Genomic DNA, 16,294 nt, shown 5'->3' with positions numbered 1-16,294 from the left:
TTGTAAGAGTTGTAAATATTTAAGTATATTAGCACAAACCAAAACATTATTATCATTTGGAAACAGATCAGAATTCTAAAAAAATTGTTGTTTCTCTAGAAAAAATAGAGAAAAAAGAGCACGCTTCTTTTCATACAGGAGTGTACAAACAGCAGTATTTTAACGGAGACTGGCATTACCATCCGGAGTTTGAATTACTTCTTATTAAAGAAGGAGAAGGTACTCGTTTGGTAGGTGATCATGGAGAAAAGTTTGAAGTTAATGATTTAGTGTTACTTGGTAGTTTTTTACCACATGCTTGGATTACAGATGCTGATTATCTTAAAGAACAACCTGATAAATTTTGCGAATCTATTTATGTACAATTCAAGAAGAATATTTTTGGATCTAGCTTTGTAAATATACCAGAACTAAAAGGTGTAAGAAAAATTTTAAGACTCTCAGAAAGAGGTTTAAAAATTAATGGAAAGCATAAAGACAAAATCATTTCTTTGTTAGAAGAAATGCCAAAAGAAAACGCTTTTAATCAACTTATAAAACTTCTTAAAATATTAAACCTTGTTAGTATAAGTGATTATACCATTCTAGCTTCGGAAAATTATTTAAAAGAAAATTTCCAATTCAAATCTCATCGAATGTTAAAAATTCACGAGTATTTAATGGAGAATTACAAACAAAATATTGATATTAAAACTTGTGCAGATATGGCAAACATGACTTTGCCTTCTTTTTGTAGATATTTTAAGAATGAAACTAATATGATTTTTTCTGATTACTTAAACCACATCAGAATTGATTTTTCAAAAAGATTGTTAACCAATACTGATATGGCTATTAAAGAAATTGGATATGAATGTGGTTATAATTCCGTTCCCTACTTTAACAAACAGTTTAAAAAAATTGCAGGAGAATCACCTTTTAAATTCAGGAAAATTAGCCGTGAAAAACACTAAGATTCTTTAAGAATTTGGTTAAAAAACAACATCGTTTCTTTTATATGGGTTTCCCAATAAATCCACTCGTGTTTTCCTGGGTTTTCTTTATAAACATGAGGAATTCCCTCTTTTTCTAATTCGCTATGTAATTTTCGATTTCCTTCTATCAATTCATCATCAAAACCACAATCAAATCTAAACTTAGGTAAATTATTTTTATGTGTTAAAGCTGTTTGTAGTACTGATGTTTGGGTTACCTCATCTTGCTGATATTCTTCTAAATCTTCTTCTACAAATAGTTTCATTTCATCTAAAACGGTAATAGAAGATAAACCAGAAACTCCAGAAAACTTATCGTGATGTTTTAGTCCAATTCTTAAAGCACCAAAACCTCCCATAGACAATCCTGAAATAAATAATTTTGATGTTTCACTTGCTTGAGGAATTAGTTCAACCGTTGCATCTATAACATCTTCTACAATCCATTTTTCAAAATCTACACCTGTATAATGAGGTACATAAGCACTTCCATCTCCCCACAAACCGTCCGAAGGCATTACTACAATCATAGGCTCTAGCTCATTATTTTCTATCCAAGATTTCATTTTTAAATGAATTCCTGTTTTTTGAGACCAAATCCAATGACTTCCGTAAACCCCATGTAGCAATACTACAATGGGTAAATCTTTATAATCTTTATCTGATGGTACAAATACACTTATATCTCCACGTCCTTTTAGATTTTTACTTTTTACAGTAATATATCTTAAGTTGTTAGATTCAAATTGCGCATCAGATAACTCTTTAGTTCTAAATTTTGACATTCTTTAATCGAATAAAATTACCCCTTTAGCATTTTTACCGGCCAACATATCTGCAAAAGCTTGTTCTAAATCTTCAAACTTATAAGTAGTTGTAACCATCTCATCAAGTAATAAATCTCCTTTTTGGTATAAATTTAAAAGAATTGGAAAATCTATTTGAGGTCTACATTTACCATATAAAGGATTGATGTAAATTTTATCCCACTCAAACAATTGCATATCTATCAAAACCTCTTCTTCTATACCACTTACTTGCACTGCTGTACCCGCATTTCTAATCATAGCCAAAGGTGCTGCTCCCAACGCAGGAATAGCAGTACACTCAAACGCATAATCGGCTCCGCCATTACCCGTAATTTTTTTTACTTGAACTGTAGCATTCTTTAACCCTTTATCATCTCTATTTGCTTGTATAATGTGTGTAGCTCCAAACTGCTTAGCCATTTCTAAACGGGTTGGATTTGTGTCTATAGCTATAATTTTTGCGGCTCCAGAAATTCTTGCTCCTTGAATTACATTTAATCCTACTCCTCCGTTACCAATAACTGCTACCGTAGATCCTGGTTTTATTTGTGCTGTGTTTACGGCAGAACCATAACCTGTCATTACTCCACAACTAATAATAGATGCAGAACTAAAAGGAATTTCTGTATTGTATTTTACCACCGCCTGCTCTTTAACAACTGTATGTGTAGACAGGGTTCCTATATTAAAAGAACGCTCTATTCCTTTTCCATTATACAATGTGCTCTCTAGCCTTGCATGCCCTTCAGAAACCTCACCATCAGGTAAGTTATCTCCAGCCACTACTGGTGAATTGTTTTCACATATATGCTGGTTTTGTTCTTGACACTGAAAACACGTACCACAAGGAATGGCCCAATTTAGAATTACTTTATCTCCAGGTTTTACAGATTTTACATTTTCTCCAACAGCTTCTACCACACCAGCACCTTCATGCCCTAAAATAATGGTACGTCCCCATGTTAAAGAATCGTGATCTGTATGACAAAGTCCTGCTGCTTGAATTTTTACTAAAACCTCATCTCCAATAGGGTTCTTTACTTCAATTTCTTCGATAGAAAATTTTCCATCACCTTTTGCTATGGCTGCCTTTGCTAACATGTTCTTTATTTTTTTTGGCAAAGTATTACTTATATATCACCAAATATTAAACCTTATTAACAAATAATTCTATTTAAACATCACAACAAGAAACTATGGAAAACAAAAAATCCTTACTAAATAAATAGTAAGGATTTAAGTGAGCCCTGAAGGATTCGAACCTTCGACCGCCTCCTTAGAAGGGAGGTGCTCTATCCAGCTGAGCTAAGAGCCCGTAGTTTTTATGTTTCTACGAAAACAATGTCGGGGTGGCAGGATTCGAACCTGCGACCTCCTCGTCCCAAACGAGGCGCGATGACCGGGCTACGCTACACCCCGATTAAGTCATCTATTTCAATAAGCGGAGAGACAGGGACTCGAACCCTGGCGACAGTTACCCGTCGACAGTTTAGCAAACTGCTCCATTACCACTCTGGCACCTCTCCCAAAATGTTTAACCATTTCGTTAAGCGAGTGCAAATATATATGTTTTGTTAAATGCTTGCAACCTTTTTTATATTTTTTTTTATTCAGGATATTCAATTCTTACATGATAGATGTTTTTAAGCTTTTTCTTAATTACTTTTTTCACACTTTCTATCTCTTTTAAAGTAATATTTGCATTTAAAAACTGTCCTTCTGATTTTTGCTTTTCTACAATACGTTCTATCAACTCATCTATCGCAGTAGCAGTAGGTTCCGGTAAACTTTTAGAAGCAGCCTCTGCAGCATCACACATCATTAAAATACAGGTTTCTTTAGAAAAGGGTATAGGTCCTGGATATCTAAAATCTTCTTGATCTACCGTTTCAGGGTTTAGATCCATTTCTTTTTTATAAAAGTAATATACCAAGCTTGTTCCGTGATGTGTTCTAATAAAATCTATAATTCTATCTGGTAATCTATATTTTTTAGCCAACTCTATCCCTTCTATAGTATGTCCAATAATAATTTTAGCACTATCCTTAGGAGATAATTCGTTGTGAGGATTTACACTTGTTGACTGGTTTTCTGTAAAATAAAATGGATTTAATATTTTACCAATATCATGGTACAAAGCTCCTGTTCTTACCAACATTACATTTGCATTAATTTCGTTTGCAGCTGCTTCTGCCAAATTAGCTACTTGCATGGAATGCTGAAACGTTCCTGGAGCTTTCTCATTTAACTCTCTTAACAATAAACTATTGGTATTAGATAGTTCTAACAATGTAATATCTGACACCAATCCAAATAGCTTTTCATACAGCCATATTAAAAAGACTGATAAGAAAGATAACACTCCATTTAGTGCAAACAACACAAAATAACGACTCTTAATTTGGCTAATTCCTCCTTCGTGAATAATGTAAAATGCTAAATAAGTTAGCATATAAACCAAGGTGATTTTAATTACAGAAATAAATAAGTTTCCTCTTTTATGAATGTCTGATACCGTTAAAATAGTCACAAAACCTGCAATAGTCTGCAAATAGATATATTCAAAACTATTAGGCACTACAAAACCAAGCATAATTACCATTAGTAAGTAAGAAAACATTGCTACACGAGCATCAAAAAAAGCTTTCATTACAATAGGTAAAATACACACAGGTACTACATATAAATATTCTGTTTGTTGTTTTATAATTAGTGTTTCTAAAAACACCATTAACAATACATTTAAAAAGATAAAAGTTACTTGGGTATTGTTTTCAAAAATTTCTTTTCTATCTAAATACAAAAACAACATTAACATTCCCATGGCCAGTGACACCAAAATAATGTACCCTGTAAGAATCCATATATAGTTCTTTTTGGTCCAAATTTGAGATTTGTATTCCTCTCTTAAAGAATTTAAAACTTCTAGTTTTTTTCCTTCTACAATATCTCCTCTAGCAATAATTAATTCTTTAGTAGATACTTTTCCTTTGGTATAAGAAATAGATGACAACAATTCTTTTAAGTCTTTATCTGTATAATCTTTATCAAAAAAGACATTGGGAACTAATACTTCTGATAAAATATTCGTAATAATGCTCTTATAAGTATAGTCTATTTGTTTTTTTAGCGTAGAATTAATCAATGGTAAAATTTCATCTGAACTAATCATTTGCCCAAATGGAACTTTACTTACTTCTTGCTGTTTTCTTATCAAAACAATTTTATCTGCAGAAAACCCATCTTTAACACTAGTATCTACAAAACCTTTGTTGTAAATAAAACTAATTAAATCTGTAGCCGTAGCTTTGTAAACTTGTGTGTTAAAATCATTTGCCAATCCTTTCTCAAGAACAGCTTCATCATAAAACTTTGTAAACTTTTGCTTTACATCTAACTCAACCTCAGCCTTATATTCATAATAAACATTTGATTCCTGCGTTAATTCCTTTTTTTCTGCTGAAATTTCTTCATCCGTTTTTTGGATTGCAAAATCAAAAGGAGCTAATAAGTTTTCATATTGCCAAGGCTTTCCTTTTTGAAATTCATACTTAAACTTCCCTCCTTTTGGAAAAAAATAGACAATAGAAAAAACCACAATTACAAACAAAAAAATCTTGTAAATGATGGACTGATTTTGATAGATACGATTAATGATATTTTTCATTAAGTGATTTTGGTGTTTATCAAAAATAAACAATTAATTTTTGTAAATTAAAGTACCGTTAACCTGATTCTACTATGTCTACAAAAATTGTAATTGTTGCCGCTAAAAGAACCCCTATTGGAAGTTTTCTTGGAAGTTTAGCATCTGTATCTGCACCAAAACTTGCTGCTACAGCTATTAAAGGAATTCTTGATGAAACTAAAATCCCATCAAACTTAATTGAAGAAGTTTACCTAGGAAATGTTTTGCAAGCTGGTCTTGGGCAAGCTCCCGCCAAACAAGCTGCTATATATGCAGGTTTAAACAATTATGTACCTTGTACAACTATAAATAAAGTGTGTGCCTCTGGAATGAAAGCCATTACCATGGGAGCACAAGCCATAAAATCTGGAGATAGAGACATTGTACTTGTTGGAGGAATGGAAAATATGTCATCCGTTCCTCATTACACAAACCAAAGAAACGGACAAAAGTTAGGAAACAGAACCTTAGAAGATGGACTTTTAAAAGATGGATTGATAAATGTTTATGATGAACAACACATGGGAGTTTGTGCCGAATTATGCGCAACCACACATCATATCTCTAGAGAAGAACAAGATCATTTTGCCATACAATCTTATAAAAAATCGATTACAGCAAACAACCAAGGAAAATTTAAAACCGAAATTACACCTGTTAGTATTAGAGACAAAAAAGGAAATGAAACCATTGTAGATAATGATGAAGAGTTTATAAATTTTAGACCCGAAAAATTTCCTTTATTAAAACCCGTTTTTGCTAAAGACGGAACTGTAACTGCTGCAAATGCATCTACCTTAAATGATGGAGCTGCAGCCTTGTTAATTATGTCTGAAGAAAAAGCAAAAATTTTAAATCTAAAACCTTTGGCAGAAATTGTTGCTTACACCGATGCTGCTACAAACCCTGAACTTTTTACTACAGCTCCTGCGCTAGCCATTCCTTCTGTTTTAAAAAAAGCCAACACGGATCTTGAAAATATTGATTTTTTTGAACTAAACGAAGCTTTTTCTGTAGTAGGAATTGCCAATGCCAATATTTTAAAAATCCCGATGCATAAAATAAATAAAAATGGGGGTGCAGTATCACTTGGACATCCTCTTGGTTGCTCAGGTGCTAGAATTGTTGTTTCTTTGATACATGTTTTAAAGCAAGAACAAAAACAATTTGGTCTTGCTGCTATTTGTAACGGTGGTGGTGGTGCCACGGCAATGATTATTAAAAATATTTGATAGCCTAGTATATTTATAAATGGATTACGGTATTTGTAACCTTAGTATTGTTCCTTTAAGATTAGAACCCACAGATGTTTCTGAAATGGTTTCTCAAGTGCTACTGGGTGAACACTTTAAAGTTTTAGAAATTAGAAATAAGTGGAGTAAAATTCGCTTATCTTTTGATAGCTATGAAGGATGGATTGACAACAAACAGTTTTTATTAATTCCAGAAGAGGATTATAAAAAACTAGATTCTTCTCCTTTATTTTTATCTAATGACCTTATCAATTTTGCCGAAGACCAAAAACATTTACTTTCTCATGTAATGATTGGTTCTCACTTGCCATTTTACAAACACAACAGTTTTAGCATTGGTCAAGATATATTTTCTATTGAAGGGGATATTTTTGATGGCAAAAAAAACAAAGAAAACATTGTTACCACAGCTTTACAATTTTTAAACACTCCTTATTTATGGGGAGGGAAATCTCCTTTAGGGATTGATTGTTCTGGATTGACACAATTAGTTTACAAATTAAACGGCTATCCTTTAAAAAGAGATGCTAAAGACCAAGCAAAACAAGGTGATGTTTTAAGTTTTATAGAGGAAAGTGAACCTGGTGATTTGGCTTTTTTTGACAACGAAGAAGGAAACATTATTCACGTAGGAATTATGATGGCCGACAACTACATTATTCATGCTCACGGAAAAGTAAGAATTGACCGTTTAGACCATTTAGGAATTTACAATGTAGATACCAAAAGACATACACACAAACTTAGAGTAATTAAGAAAATTATATAAGCATTGTTTTACAATCTGGAGACACTGCTAAATCACCTTCTGTAACACTTTTAATATATTCTATTCCAACTTCTGGAGCGGTTTCTTTTAACAAAAATTTTCCATTCTCTACAGTTAACAACCCTAAATTGGTTACAATTGTTTTTACACAATTAATTCCTGTTAACGGCAAACTACATTGTTTTAACAATTTAGACTGTCCTGCTCTGTTGGTATGCATCATGGCAACAATAATATTTTCTGCACTAGCTACCAAATCCATAGCTCCGCCCATACCTTTTACCATTTTACCAGGAATTTTCCAGTTGGCAATATCTCCATTCTGAGAAACTTCCATCGCCCCCAAAACTGTTAAATCTATATGTTGCCCTCTAATCATTCCAAAACTTAATTCCGAATCAAAAAAAGAAGCTCCAGGCAATGTTGTAATGGTTTGTTTTCCTGCATTAATCAAATCAGCATCTACTGCTTCTTTGGTAGGAAAAGGCCCCATACCCAACACTCCATTTTCACTTTGGAATTCTACATTAATTCCATTTGGAACATAATTAGCTACCAAAGTAGGAATTCCAATTCCTAAATTGACATAAAAACCATCTTGCAACTCTCTAGATATACGTTGTGCTATTTGCTCTTTGGTTAACATATTATTCTGATATGGTTAATTTTTCAATTCGTTTTTCATATTTCTCTCCTTGGAAAATTCTTTGCACAAAAACTCCAGGTACATGAATTTCGTTAGGATTTAAAGTTCCTACAGGAACCAACTCCTCTACCTCTACCACATTTACTTTGGCAGCTCCACACATGGCTTGATTAAAATTACGTGCCGTTCCTTTAAATATAATATTTCCAGCTTCATCACCTTTCCATGCTTTTATCAAAGCAAAATCGGCTTTTACAGCATATTCTAACAAATATTGTTTTCCGTTAAATTCTCGAACTTCTTTGCCTTGAGCCACTTCTGTTCCTACTCCAGCAGGTGTAAAAAACGCTGGAATTCCAACTTTAGCAGATCTACATCTTTCAGCTAAAGTTCCTTGCGGAATTAATTCTACTTCAATTTCATTGTTTAGCATTTGTCTTTCAAACTCATGATTTTCTCCTACATAAGAAGAAACCATTTTTTTTATTTGATGCTTTTTTAACAACAAGCCCAAACCAAAATCATCAACCCCTGCGTTGTTAGACACACAGGTTAATTGCTGCACATTTAAACGAACCAATTCTGCAATGGCATTTTCTGGAATACCACACAAACCAAAACCACCTACCAACAAGGTCATACCATTGGCAACACCTGTTAATGCTTCTGTTACAGAATTTACTTTTTTAGAAATCATGTTTGTTAAAATTGGATTTACTTAAATATAAGAAATATTCTGTTAGTTATAAAGCTTATACTCCCCCTATAAAACAAAAAAGACCTGATGCTTTTACACAACAGACCTTAAAACACTAAATATATATTTATTATTCTTTTACAACAATCAAATTTTCTGATTTTGCTACCAAAACAGCTTGCTCTATACTTTTTACTCTTAGTTTTCTCATAATATTTAAACGATGAGATTCAATGGTTCTAATACTCAACTTAAATAATTCCGACAAATCTTTATTACTTAAACCCTCTGCTATTTGCTCTAGAATTTGAGTTTCTCTTTTAGACAATCTAAACCCTTTTTCTACCCCTACCGTAGCCGAATTGGCATCTCCATTAGTATCTTTTCTAAAACTATTAATGATGATATTACTTGTGTCTCCCGAAAAATAAAGTTTCCCTTCCGATACTTTTCTAATCGCTTTTAAAAAATCTTTGTTAGATTCATCTTTTAAAATATAACCGTGAGCTCCCATATTCACCGCTTTTAAAATATAATCATCTCTATCATATAAAGACAAGAACAATATTTTTACATCGCTGTTCTTTCTAAATAATTCTTGAGAAGCATCTAAGCCACTATATTGTGGCATAGAAATATCCATCAACACAATGTCGGGCTGAAACTGATCGTATTTCACAATAGCTTCATAACCGTTACTAGCTTGTGCCACCACCTCCATGTCGCTTTCATTATCTATCAATTGTTTTACACCATGACGAAAAATCTCATGATCATCAACCAGCATAATTTTTTTTACTTTCATAAAGATTCTTTTTAATGCTCTTCCTCTAAATCTAAAGATTTATCAATAGGAATTTCTACTTTAATTTCAGTTCCTTTTTCCAATTCAGAATTGATAGACAATTTAGCGTTTAACAATTCTGCTCTTTCTTTAATATTACGAAGTCCGTGTGTATTGTTCTTAGCCTCAAATATATGGGTGCTATTGTAATTAAACCCTAAACCGTCGTCTTTAATTTGCAAGGTTATAAATTCTGCATCCGATTCTATAAAAACAGTCACTTTATCTGCCTTAGCATGTTTAACCGCATTATTTAACGTTTCTTGAACAATTCTATAAATAGCAATATCTCTTTCTGGAGATTTTTCTTGAACATCGTAATGATCTTCGTACACAATATTATATCCTGTATTTTTTCTGATGTTCTTTATCAAGTCAGACAGTGCAGCTTTTAAACCAAAATCTTCTAAAACATTAGGCTGTAATTCAAAACAAATCCTTCGAGTTTCGTTTACAATGGCATGAATTAACTGATACAATACGGCAATTTCTTTTACATTCTCAGGATTTTTTTCTTCCAAAAACTCTACCTGAATTCGTAAAGAAGTTAACATTTGACCAATTCCATCGTGTATTTCTGCCGCTACCCTTTTGCGTTCTTTTTCTTGACCAATAATGGTAGACATGTTTCTAACTTTCTGAATTATTTTTTGTCTTCTTAATTTTTCTTCACTTAACAAACGTAGTTCTTCTTCTGTCTTTTTTCTTAGTGTAATATCAAATCCTATGACTAAAAACTGATGTACTTCTCCTTTTTTATTAATAACAGGCATTACGGTAACATCTAACCAAAAACCAGATCCATCAGAAGCATGATCAAATATTTCTCCTTGCCAAACCTCTTTTCTTACTTCTTGTGATTTTATGTGTTTGTAAATAATACTTTCATCACCCCCCATATTGTTGTAAAAAATAGGCTTTCCTAACAACTGATTCATATTATATTTAGTCACATGACAATACTTATCATTAGCATAAATAATATTTCCCTCTGCATCTATCTTTACCAAATACGATGCCTTTTCCAAAGCAAAGTTTACCTCTCTTAATTCGTTATGAGATCTTTCTAAAATTTTATTATTCTCCTTTAAAGCTGTAGCTAATTTTTTGGCTTTCTTTTCTGATTCAATCAACCCACTAAAACTTACTTTTATTTTTTTAGCCAGAGGAATAAAAATAAAAACAGCCTCTAACATTAACATAATCATTACAATGGTTAGCAAAGCATATTCAATACTTTTTAAATCTCTAATATTGGTTCTAGATATTTTATCATAATCAAAAACAATCATCTCCATTCCTAACAGATACGAATTCTCGTTTTCTAAAATAATATTAGTATAAGGTTTTATAAGAGTAATATCTTCTATAGTTCCTTCATTCATCAACTCATGAACTTTGTAAGCTGCATTTAAAATGTTCCTATAAGGACGATCTATAATTCTATACAACTCAAACATATCCATATTCTTGTTTTTGGGCAAACTCAAAAACTCGTTTCCAGACAACAAACTTTCGTGTGTATTTTGCCACTGCAAAAGAGTGGTCTCAAAATCTTTACTAGTAGTTCTTAACTGCTCCCCTTTTTCTAGCTTTAAACTTAATTTTGCCAAGGTTTGAGAATTGGTTCGCAACCTAGAAGCATAGTTAATTAAATGAGAATCGTGAATTTGATTGTCTAAGTGTTTCTGAATTAACACTTGACTAATAATGGTGATAATAGCTATTACAGACAAAGCAGCCACATACAAAACATGGTATTGTTTTAAGGTATTGTTAGAACTTTGCTGACTTTCATCAAAAGAAGTAGATTTCATTTTATGGAGTAATCGTTACTTAGCAAATATACTTAAGTAAAAACCAATATTCAATGCGTTTTGAAGGATAGAATCTGCTAAAAAACAGGTATACACTACTTGGTATTCTTTATATTTGGACAAAATTACGTACGTATAATGAATGATTGCACCCAAATTGTACTAAAAAACATACAAGGAATTACTAGAGCGACTACCATTCGCAATCAGAAACCGATTAAAATACTAACCCCAAAATCTCACGAAACCAATTGCCATTTAACTACTACTAATTACGGTGGAGGCTTTGTACAAGGAGATCATGTAAAAATAAATATTGAAGCAAATGCAAATACTACCTGTGTATTAACATCGCAAGCAAATAATAGGGTTTACAAATCGGAAGACGGAAGAACTTGTGCCATTCATCAAGAAATAAACATAAAAGATAATGCCCGTTTTTTTATACTAAACGACCCTTTAGTTTTACAAAAAGACAGCAATTTAAAACAATATTTAACATGTAATTTAGCTAATGAAAGTAGTTTTGTGTTGTTAGATTGGGTAAGCGTAGGGAGAGTAAAAAGCAACGAAAATTTAGAGTTTGATTATTTTTATTCTGAAGCAGAAGTTGTTTATAACAGTAAAAGAATTCTTTTAGATAAATTTTCTTTAAGTCCTAAAAAAAACAACTGTAGCTCACCGGGTATATTAGCCAATCACACTACATTTATAAATTTATATATGATTGGAAATACAGAAAGAGCTTTGACTGTACTAAACCATTGCAAAAATATTGTAGAAAAATGGCTAAGCACAGAAAGTAAACCTCAACCAACTTTTGTAGTTTCGACAGATACTATAAACCCCAATTTACACATTCTTAGAGCCTCGGCTACAGAAACCTTAATTCTCTGGAAATTTGTGAAAGAAATTGGAACCATTTTTCTAGACAAAGAACAACTAAACTTTAACCCCTACGAAAGAAAATATTAAAACATGATTACTCCCGAACTACAAATACTACTAAGCACAGCTATTTCTATTGGTGTTATACACACCCTTACAGGACCCGATCATTACGTTCCTTTTGTAGTAATGGCAAAATCTAAAGGATGGACTTTAAAAAAAACATCTTCTGTTACACTTATGTGTGGATTAGGACACGTTTCTAGCTCTATTCTTATTGGAATTATTGGAATTATTTTTGGAGTTGGATTGTCTAAAATTGAATTTTTAGAAAGTCAACGAGGAGATATTGCTGGTTGGTTGTTTATTATTATTGGAGCCCTTTATCTAATTTTTGGAATTATAAAAAGGATCACATATCAGAAACCACACACACATAAATTGCCTAAGTTTTTAACCCGTAAGAACAGCGATAGAAAAATATCTCCTTGGTCTTTATTTTTAATTTTTGTTTTTGGTCCTTGCGAAGTATTAATTCCAATGCTGATGTATCCTGCTGCTCATGAAAACAGCACCGCTATTTTATTGGTTTCTGTTACCTTTAGCATTGCCACCTTACTAACTATGTTAGCAGTGGTATTGCCTTTGTCTTTTTTAACAGTAAAAATTCCTTTTAAAAACATACACAAATACAGCAATGTATTGGTAGGAATTACCTTGTTAACTTGTGGAATCTCCATCATTTTTTTAGGACTGTAACAAAACAAAAAAGGAGAACCCTTACAGTTCTCCCCTTTATCATGAAAATTCTTTATGCTAATCTTCTAAAGCATGTTTTCTTGCATGTAAAACGTGATTTATAATCACATCTACATTATATCCTTCGTAAGCTTTTGCGAACACAAAAGGTCCATCTCCACGCATTTTTTTAGAATCTCTATCCATTACATTTAAATCTGCATGTACCAATTCTGCAATATCAATTTTATTAATCACTAATAAATCTGCTTGTGTAATTCCTGGCCCTCCTTTTCTAGGAATTTTATCACCTCCAGAAACATCAATTACATAAATAGAAAAATCAACTAATTCTTTACTAAAGTGAGCCGCTAAATTATCTCCTCCACTTTCTACAAACAAAATTTCTGTATCAGGAAACTTAGTCATCAATTCTTCTAAAGCATTTAAATTTCCAGAAACATCTTCTCTAATGGCAGCATGTGGACACCCACCTGTTTCTACCCCAACAATTTTATCCGCTTCTAAAGCTTTGTTTCTTGTTAAAAACTCAGCATCCTCTTTGGTAAAAATATCATTGGTAACGGCTGCTATCTTCATTTTATCAGACAACATCTGACAAATTTTAAGCAACAACGCTGTTTTTCCTGTTCCTACAGGTCCTCCAATACCTACGGTAAAGGCTCTTTTTTTAAAATCTCTATTTTCTACCTGTAATTCTCTGTTAGAGAAAAAACCAGGGTTTTCCCAAGTTTCTTTGTGATGTAAGATCTCTTCGTAAATTTTCATAAAATTAATTTTGAAATAGTTTTGTATATAAATATTGATGTGACAACTGACACAATTCTAACATGTACGCATTCTTGCAAGCATTTTTTACTTCTGGAATAGAAGACATGTTGTATTCTGTAGCCACATAACTTAATAATTCTTTTTGTATTTGATGTGATTTTGTGGGTCCCAATGTACCTAATCTTACCACCACACTTAATTGATCTCTCACATTCATAAACACAAACAACTCACAGATTTCTTGAGCCGAAAAACCCAAACTTCCTAGAGAAGCTGCAAATACAATATGAAAGTCTGTATCTATTTTTTTGTACCAATCTAAATTAGGCACCTCAAACAAATTTACCAATATAGACAACCAGTTTTTACCTAATACCATTCCTGCTTTTTTTAGTGCAGGATTTAACAACATGACATTGTAATCATCAGATAGCAACTCTAATTCTTCAAAGGTTTTAACAGTACATGCTTGTTTTACAAAAGCCAAATCAAACGCATACATTTGATCTATATATGACTTTAAATACTGTATTAATTCCTCTACAGTATTGATGATTTGAGATTTCACGGCATATTCCATTCCGTTAGAATAAGCAAATCCCCCAATAGGGAAAGCCGAATCTGCAAAATGTAAAATTTGATACAAATGATAGTTGTTATTTTTTTCCATTAAAACAAATTATACAATTGTGCCAAAGGAACTTTAGTTGCTGGTTCACAAGTTAAATGATGACCATCTACCGTTACTTTATACGTTTCTGGATCTACTGAAATATTTGGAATACAATCATTATGTTTCATGTCTTTTTTCCCAATATTTCTACAGTTTTTAATAGCCACTACTTTTTTAGAAATGTTGTAATTCTCAACGGTTTCTACAGCACTATTGGCTACCATTACAAAAGAAGTTTGTCCAACTGCATTTCCTTTTGCACCAAACATAGGCCTAGAATACAAAGGACCTGGTGTTGGAATTGATGCATTGGCATCTCCCATTTGAGCTTGTACAATAGTTCCTCCTTTGACAATAATTTCCGTTTTAGCTCCAAAAAACTGAGGTTTCCACAATACCAAATCTGCCAATTTCCCAACCTCAACAGAACCTACTACATGTGAAATTCCGTGAGCAATAGCTGGATTGATGGTGTATTTAGAAATATATCTCTTTACTCTTAAATTATCGTTTTCAGAATCGGTTTCTAATCGTCCTCTTTGTTCTTTCATTTTAGAGGCCGTTTGCCAAGTTCTACAAATTACTTCTCCCACTCTTCCCATGGCTTGAGAATCTGAAGAAACAATAGACAAAGCTCCTAAATCGTGTAAAATATCTTCGGATGCAATGGTTTCTTCTCTAATTCTACTTTCGGCAAAAGCCACATCTTCTGGAATATTTTTATCTAAGTGATGACAAACCATTAACATATCTAAATGCTCATCAATGGTATTTACCGTAAATGGCCTTGTTGGATTGGTAGAGGATGGCAATACATTTTCTTCTCCACACAACATAATAATATCTGGAGCATGACCACCTCCTGCACCTTCGGTATGATAGGTATGAATGGTTCTTCCTTTAAAAGCATCTTTAGAAGCTTCTACAAATCCACTTTCGTTTAACGTATCTGTATGGATACACACCTGAACATCCATTTCTTCTGCAACAGACAAACAATTGTCTATAGCAGCTGGAGTAGACCCCCAATCTTCGTGTAATTTTAATCCACAAGCACCTGCTTTAATTTGTTCTACAATTGCTTCTGGGTGCGATGTATTTCCTTTTCCTAGAAAACCAAAGTTCATCGGAAACTCATCCGTAGCTTTTAACATAAATTCTATATGAAAAGCCCCAGGTGTACACGTAGTTGCATTGGTTCCTGTTGCAGGTCCTGTTCCTCCACCAATAAAAGTGGTAACTCCAGAAGCCAAAGCTTCTTCTATTTGTTGCGGACAGATGTAATGGATGTGTGCATCAATTCCTCCAGCGGTTACAATTAACCCTTCGGATGCAATCACCTCTGTACTTGGCCCTACAATCATATCAGGATGAACATTGGGCATGATATGAGGATTTCCTCCTTTACCAATGGCTACAATATATCCGTCTTTAATACCGATATCTGCTTTTATAATTCCTGAGTAATCTATAATTAGCGCATTAGTAATAATGGTATCTAAACAATCTTTACGAGTGACATTGGAAGCTTGTCCCATTCCATCTCTTAAGACTTTTCCTCCACCAAACTTACATTCATCACCATAAACCGTATAATCTTTTTCAACCTCTATTTCTAAACCTGTATCTCCTAAGGTTAACTTGTCATTTGTGGTAATCCCAAACATTGCAGCATAAGCCTGCTTGCTAATTTCTTTTGCCATAAT

At 32.8% G+C, this 16,294-nt stretch carries 15 protein-coding genes and 3 tRNA genes; 5 read left to right on the top strand and 13 right to left on the bottom strand.

The genetic code is table 11. The features are described from left to right. Positions 1-56: 56 nt before the first annotated feature. Entirely contained in the window at positions 57-953 is an 897-nt protein-coding gene (locus GGR97_RS11095; RefSeq protein ID WP_167898588.1) for an AraC family transcriptional regulator, read from the top strand. Here GGR97_RS11095 and GGR97_RS11090 read toward each other — a convergent pair. The 6 genes from GGR97_RS11090 to GGR97_RS11065 form a co-directional block, all read right to left on the bottom strand. Beyond that, positions 950-1,759, bottom strand: a complete 810-nt coding sequence (locus GGR97_RS11090) for an alpha/beta hydrolase (RefSeq protein ID WP_167898587.1) — start codon at positions 1,757-1,759, stop codon at positions 950-952. The two genes, GGR97_RS11095 and GGR97_RS11090, sit on opposite strands and share 4 nt — an antisense overlap. A gap of 3 nt (positions 1,760-1,762) precedes the next feature. Next, complete coding sequence (locus GGR97_RS11085) at positions 1,763-2,884, bottom strand: Zn-dependent alcohol dehydrogenase (RefSeq protein WP_167898586.1); 1,122 nt, start codon at positions 2,882-2,884, stop codon at positions 1,763-1,765. Positions 2,885-3,024: 140 nt separating this feature from the next. After that, positions 3,025-3,098: transfer RNA gene (locus tag GGR97_RS11080), tRNA-Arg, on the bottom strand. Positions 3,099-3,127: 29 nt separating this feature from the next. Beyond that, positions 3,128-3,202 (bottom strand) — tRNA-Pro (locus GGR97_RS11075). A 23-nt stretch (positions 3,203-3,225) separates the two neighbouring features. Continuing rightward, positions 3,226-3,309 (bottom strand) — tRNA-Ser (locus GGR97_RS11070). Positions 3,310-3,389: 80 nt separating this feature from the next. Further along, positions 3,390-5,450, bottom strand: a complete 2,061-nt coding sequence (locus GGR97_RS11065) for an HD family phosphohydrolase (protein ID WP_167898585.1) — start codon at positions 5,448-5,450, stop codon at positions 3,390-3,392. A gap of 74 nt (positions 5,451-5,524) precedes the next feature. On the opposite strand from GGR97_RS11065, the gene GGR97_RS11060 reads away from it, so the two are divergent. Both GGR97_RS11060 and GGR97_RS11055 read left to right on the top strand, forming a co-directional pair. After that, positions 5,525-6,703, top strand: coding sequence for an acetyl-CoA C-acyltransferase (locus GGR97_RS11060; protein WP_167898584.1), 1,179 nt, complete (start codon positions 5,525-5,527; stop codon positions 6,701-6,703). A gap of 19 nt (positions 6,704-6,722) precedes the next feature. Beyond that, positions 6,723-7,493, top strand: coding sequence for a C40 family peptidase (locus GGR97_RS11055; protein WP_167898583.1), 771 nt, complete (start codon positions 6,723-6,725; stop codon positions 7,491-7,493). On the opposite strand, the gene GGR97_RS11050 is transcribed toward GGR97_RS11055, so the two are convergent. From GGR97_RS11050 to GGR97_RS11035, 4 genes are all read right to left on the bottom strand, one after another. After that, positions 7,486-8,139: a 3-oxoacid CoA-transferase subunit B gene (locus GGR97_RS11050; protein WP_167898582.1), complete on the bottom strand. Its 654-nt coding sequence runs from the start codon at positions 8,137-8,139 to the stop codon at positions 7,486-7,488. The genes GGR97_RS11055 and GGR97_RS11050 overlap by 8 nt on opposite strands. Position 8,140: 1 nt before the next feature. Continuing rightward, positions 8,141-8,836 (bottom strand): CoA transferase subunit A, encoded by a 696-nt coding sequence (locus GGR97_RS11045; protein ID WP_167898581.1) that lies wholly within the window; start codon positions 8,834-8,836, stop codon positions 8,141-8,143. Between the two features lie 130 nt (positions 8,837-8,966). Further along, positions 8,967-9,641, bottom strand: coding sequence for a response regulator (locus GGR97_RS11040; RefSeq protein WP_167898580.1), 675 nt, complete (start codon positions 9,639-9,641; stop codon positions 8,967-8,969). An 11-nt stretch (positions 9,642-9,652) separates the two neighbouring features. Next, complete coding sequence (locus GGR97_RS11035) at positions 9,653-11,497, bottom strand: sensor histidine kinase (protein WP_167898579.1); 1,845 nt, start codon at positions 11,495-11,497, stop codon at positions 9,653-9,655. A 138-nt stretch (positions 11,498-11,635) separates the two neighbouring features. Between GGR97_RS11035 and GGR97_RS11030 the strand changes: the two genes are divergently transcribed. After that, positions 11,636-12,472, top strand: a complete 837-nt coding sequence (locus GGR97_RS11030) for an urease accessory protein UreD (protein WP_167898578.1) — start codon at positions 11,636-11,638, stop codon at positions 12,470-12,472. Positions 12,473-12,475: 3 nt separating this feature from the next. After that, positions 12,476-13,144: an urease accessory protein UreH domain-containing protein gene (locus GGR97_RS11025; RefSeq protein ID WP_167898577.1), complete on the top strand. Its 669-nt coding sequence runs from the start codon at positions 12,476-12,478 to the stop codon at positions 13,142-13,144. A gap of 57 nt (positions 13,145-13,201) precedes the next feature. On the opposite strand, the gene ureG is transcribed toward GGR97_RS11025, so the two are convergent. From ureG to ureC, 3 genes are read right to left on the bottom strand one after another with little or no spacing between them, the layout of a single operon-like run. Then, on the bottom strand, positions 13,202-13,912 hold the full coding sequence (gene ureG, locus GGR97_RS11020) for an urease accessory protein UreG (RefSeq protein ID WP_167898576.1): 711 nt from the start codon (positions 13,910-13,912) through the stop codon (positions 13,202-13,204). Between the two features lie 4 nt (positions 13,913-13,916). Continuing rightward, positions 13,917-14,585, bottom strand: a complete 669-nt coding sequence (locus GGR97_RS11015; RefSeq protein ID WP_167898575.1) for an urease accessory protein UreF — start codon at positions 14,583-14,585, stop codon at positions 13,917-13,919. After that, the gene (gene ureC, locus GGR97_RS11010) at positions 14,585-16,291 is read right to left on the bottom strand and encodes an urease subunit alpha (RefSeq protein ID WP_167898574.1); all 1,707 of its coding nucleotides are present in this window, start codon (positions 16,289-16,291) and stop codon (positions 14,585-14,587) included. Before ureC ends, GGR97_RS11015 begins: the two co-directional genes overlap by 1 nt. Positions 16,292-16,294: the final 3 nt, after the last annotated feature.

This window comes from Wenyingzhuangia aestuarii (assembly GCF_011927765.1).
GTDB classification, from domain to species: Bacteria; Bacteroidota; Bacteroidia; order Flavobacteriales; family Flavobacteriaceae; genus Wenyingzhuangia; species Wenyingzhuangia aestuarii.
The sequence above is the reverse complement of the archived record's forward strand: the minus strand, read 5'-3'. Positions and strand labels throughout refer to the sequence as shown.

What these genes read in the sequence shown, in the direction of transcription:
- GGR97_RS11090 (WP_167898587.1), bottom strand. Translation starts at nt 1,759, where the DNA reads ATGTCAAAATTTAGAACTAAAGAGTTATCTGATGCGCAATTTGAATCT.
- GGR97_RS11085 (WP_167898586.1), bottom strand. Translation starts at nt 2,884, where the DNA reads ATGTTAGCAAAGGCAGCCATAGCAAAAGGTGATGGAAAATTTTCTATC.
- GGR97_RS11065 (WP_167898585.1), bottom strand. Translation starts at nt 5,450, where the DNA reads ATGAAAAATATCATTAATCGTATCTATCAAAATCAGTCCATCATTTAC.
- GGR97_RS11060 (WP_167898584.1), top strand. Translation starts at nt 5,525, where the DNA reads ATGTCTACAAAAATTGTAATTGTTGCCGCTAAAAGAACCCCTATTGGA.
- GGR97_RS11055 (WP_167898583.1), top strand. Translation starts at nt 6,723, where the DNA reads ATGGATTACGGTATTTGTAACCTTAGTATTGTTCCTTTAAGATTAGAA.
- GGR97_RS11050 (WP_167898582.1), bottom strand. Translation starts at nt 8,139, where the DNA reads ATGTTAACCAAAGAGCAAATAGCACAACGTATATCTAGAGAGTTGCAA.
- GGR97_RS11045 (WP_167898581.1), bottom strand. Translation starts at nt 8,836, where the DNA reads ATGATTTCTAAAAAAGTAAATTCTGTAACAGAAGCATTAACAGGTGTT.
- GGR97_RS11040 (WP_167898580.1), bottom strand. Translation starts at nt 9,641, where the DNA reads ATGAAAGTAAAAAAAATTATGCTGGTTGATGATCATGAGATTTTTCGT.
- GGR97_RS11035 (WP_167898579.1), bottom strand. Translation starts at nt 11,497, where the DNA reads ATGAAATCTACTTCTTTTGATGAAAGTCAGCAAAGTTCTAACAATACC.
- GGR97_RS11030 (WP_167898578.1), top strand. Translation starts at nt 11,636, where the DNA reads ATGAATGATTGCACCCAAATTGTACTAAAAAACATACAAGGAATTACT.
- GGR97_RS11025 (WP_167898577.1), top strand. Translation starts at nt 12,476, where the DNA reads ATGATTACTCCCGAACTACAAATACTACTAAGCACAGCTATTTCTATT.
- ureG (WP_167898576.1), bottom strand. Translation starts at nt 13,912, where the DNA reads ATGAAAATTTACGAAGAGATCTTACATCACAAAGAAACTTGGGAAAAC.
- GGR97_RS11015 (WP_167898575.1), bottom strand. Translation starts at nt 14,585, where the DNA reads ATGGAAAAAAATAACAACTATCATTTGTATCAAATTTTACATTTTGCA.
- ureC (WP_167898574.1), bottom strand. Translation starts at nt 16,291, where the DNA reads ATGGCAAAAGAAATTAGCAAGCAGGCTTATGCTGCAATGTTTGGGATT.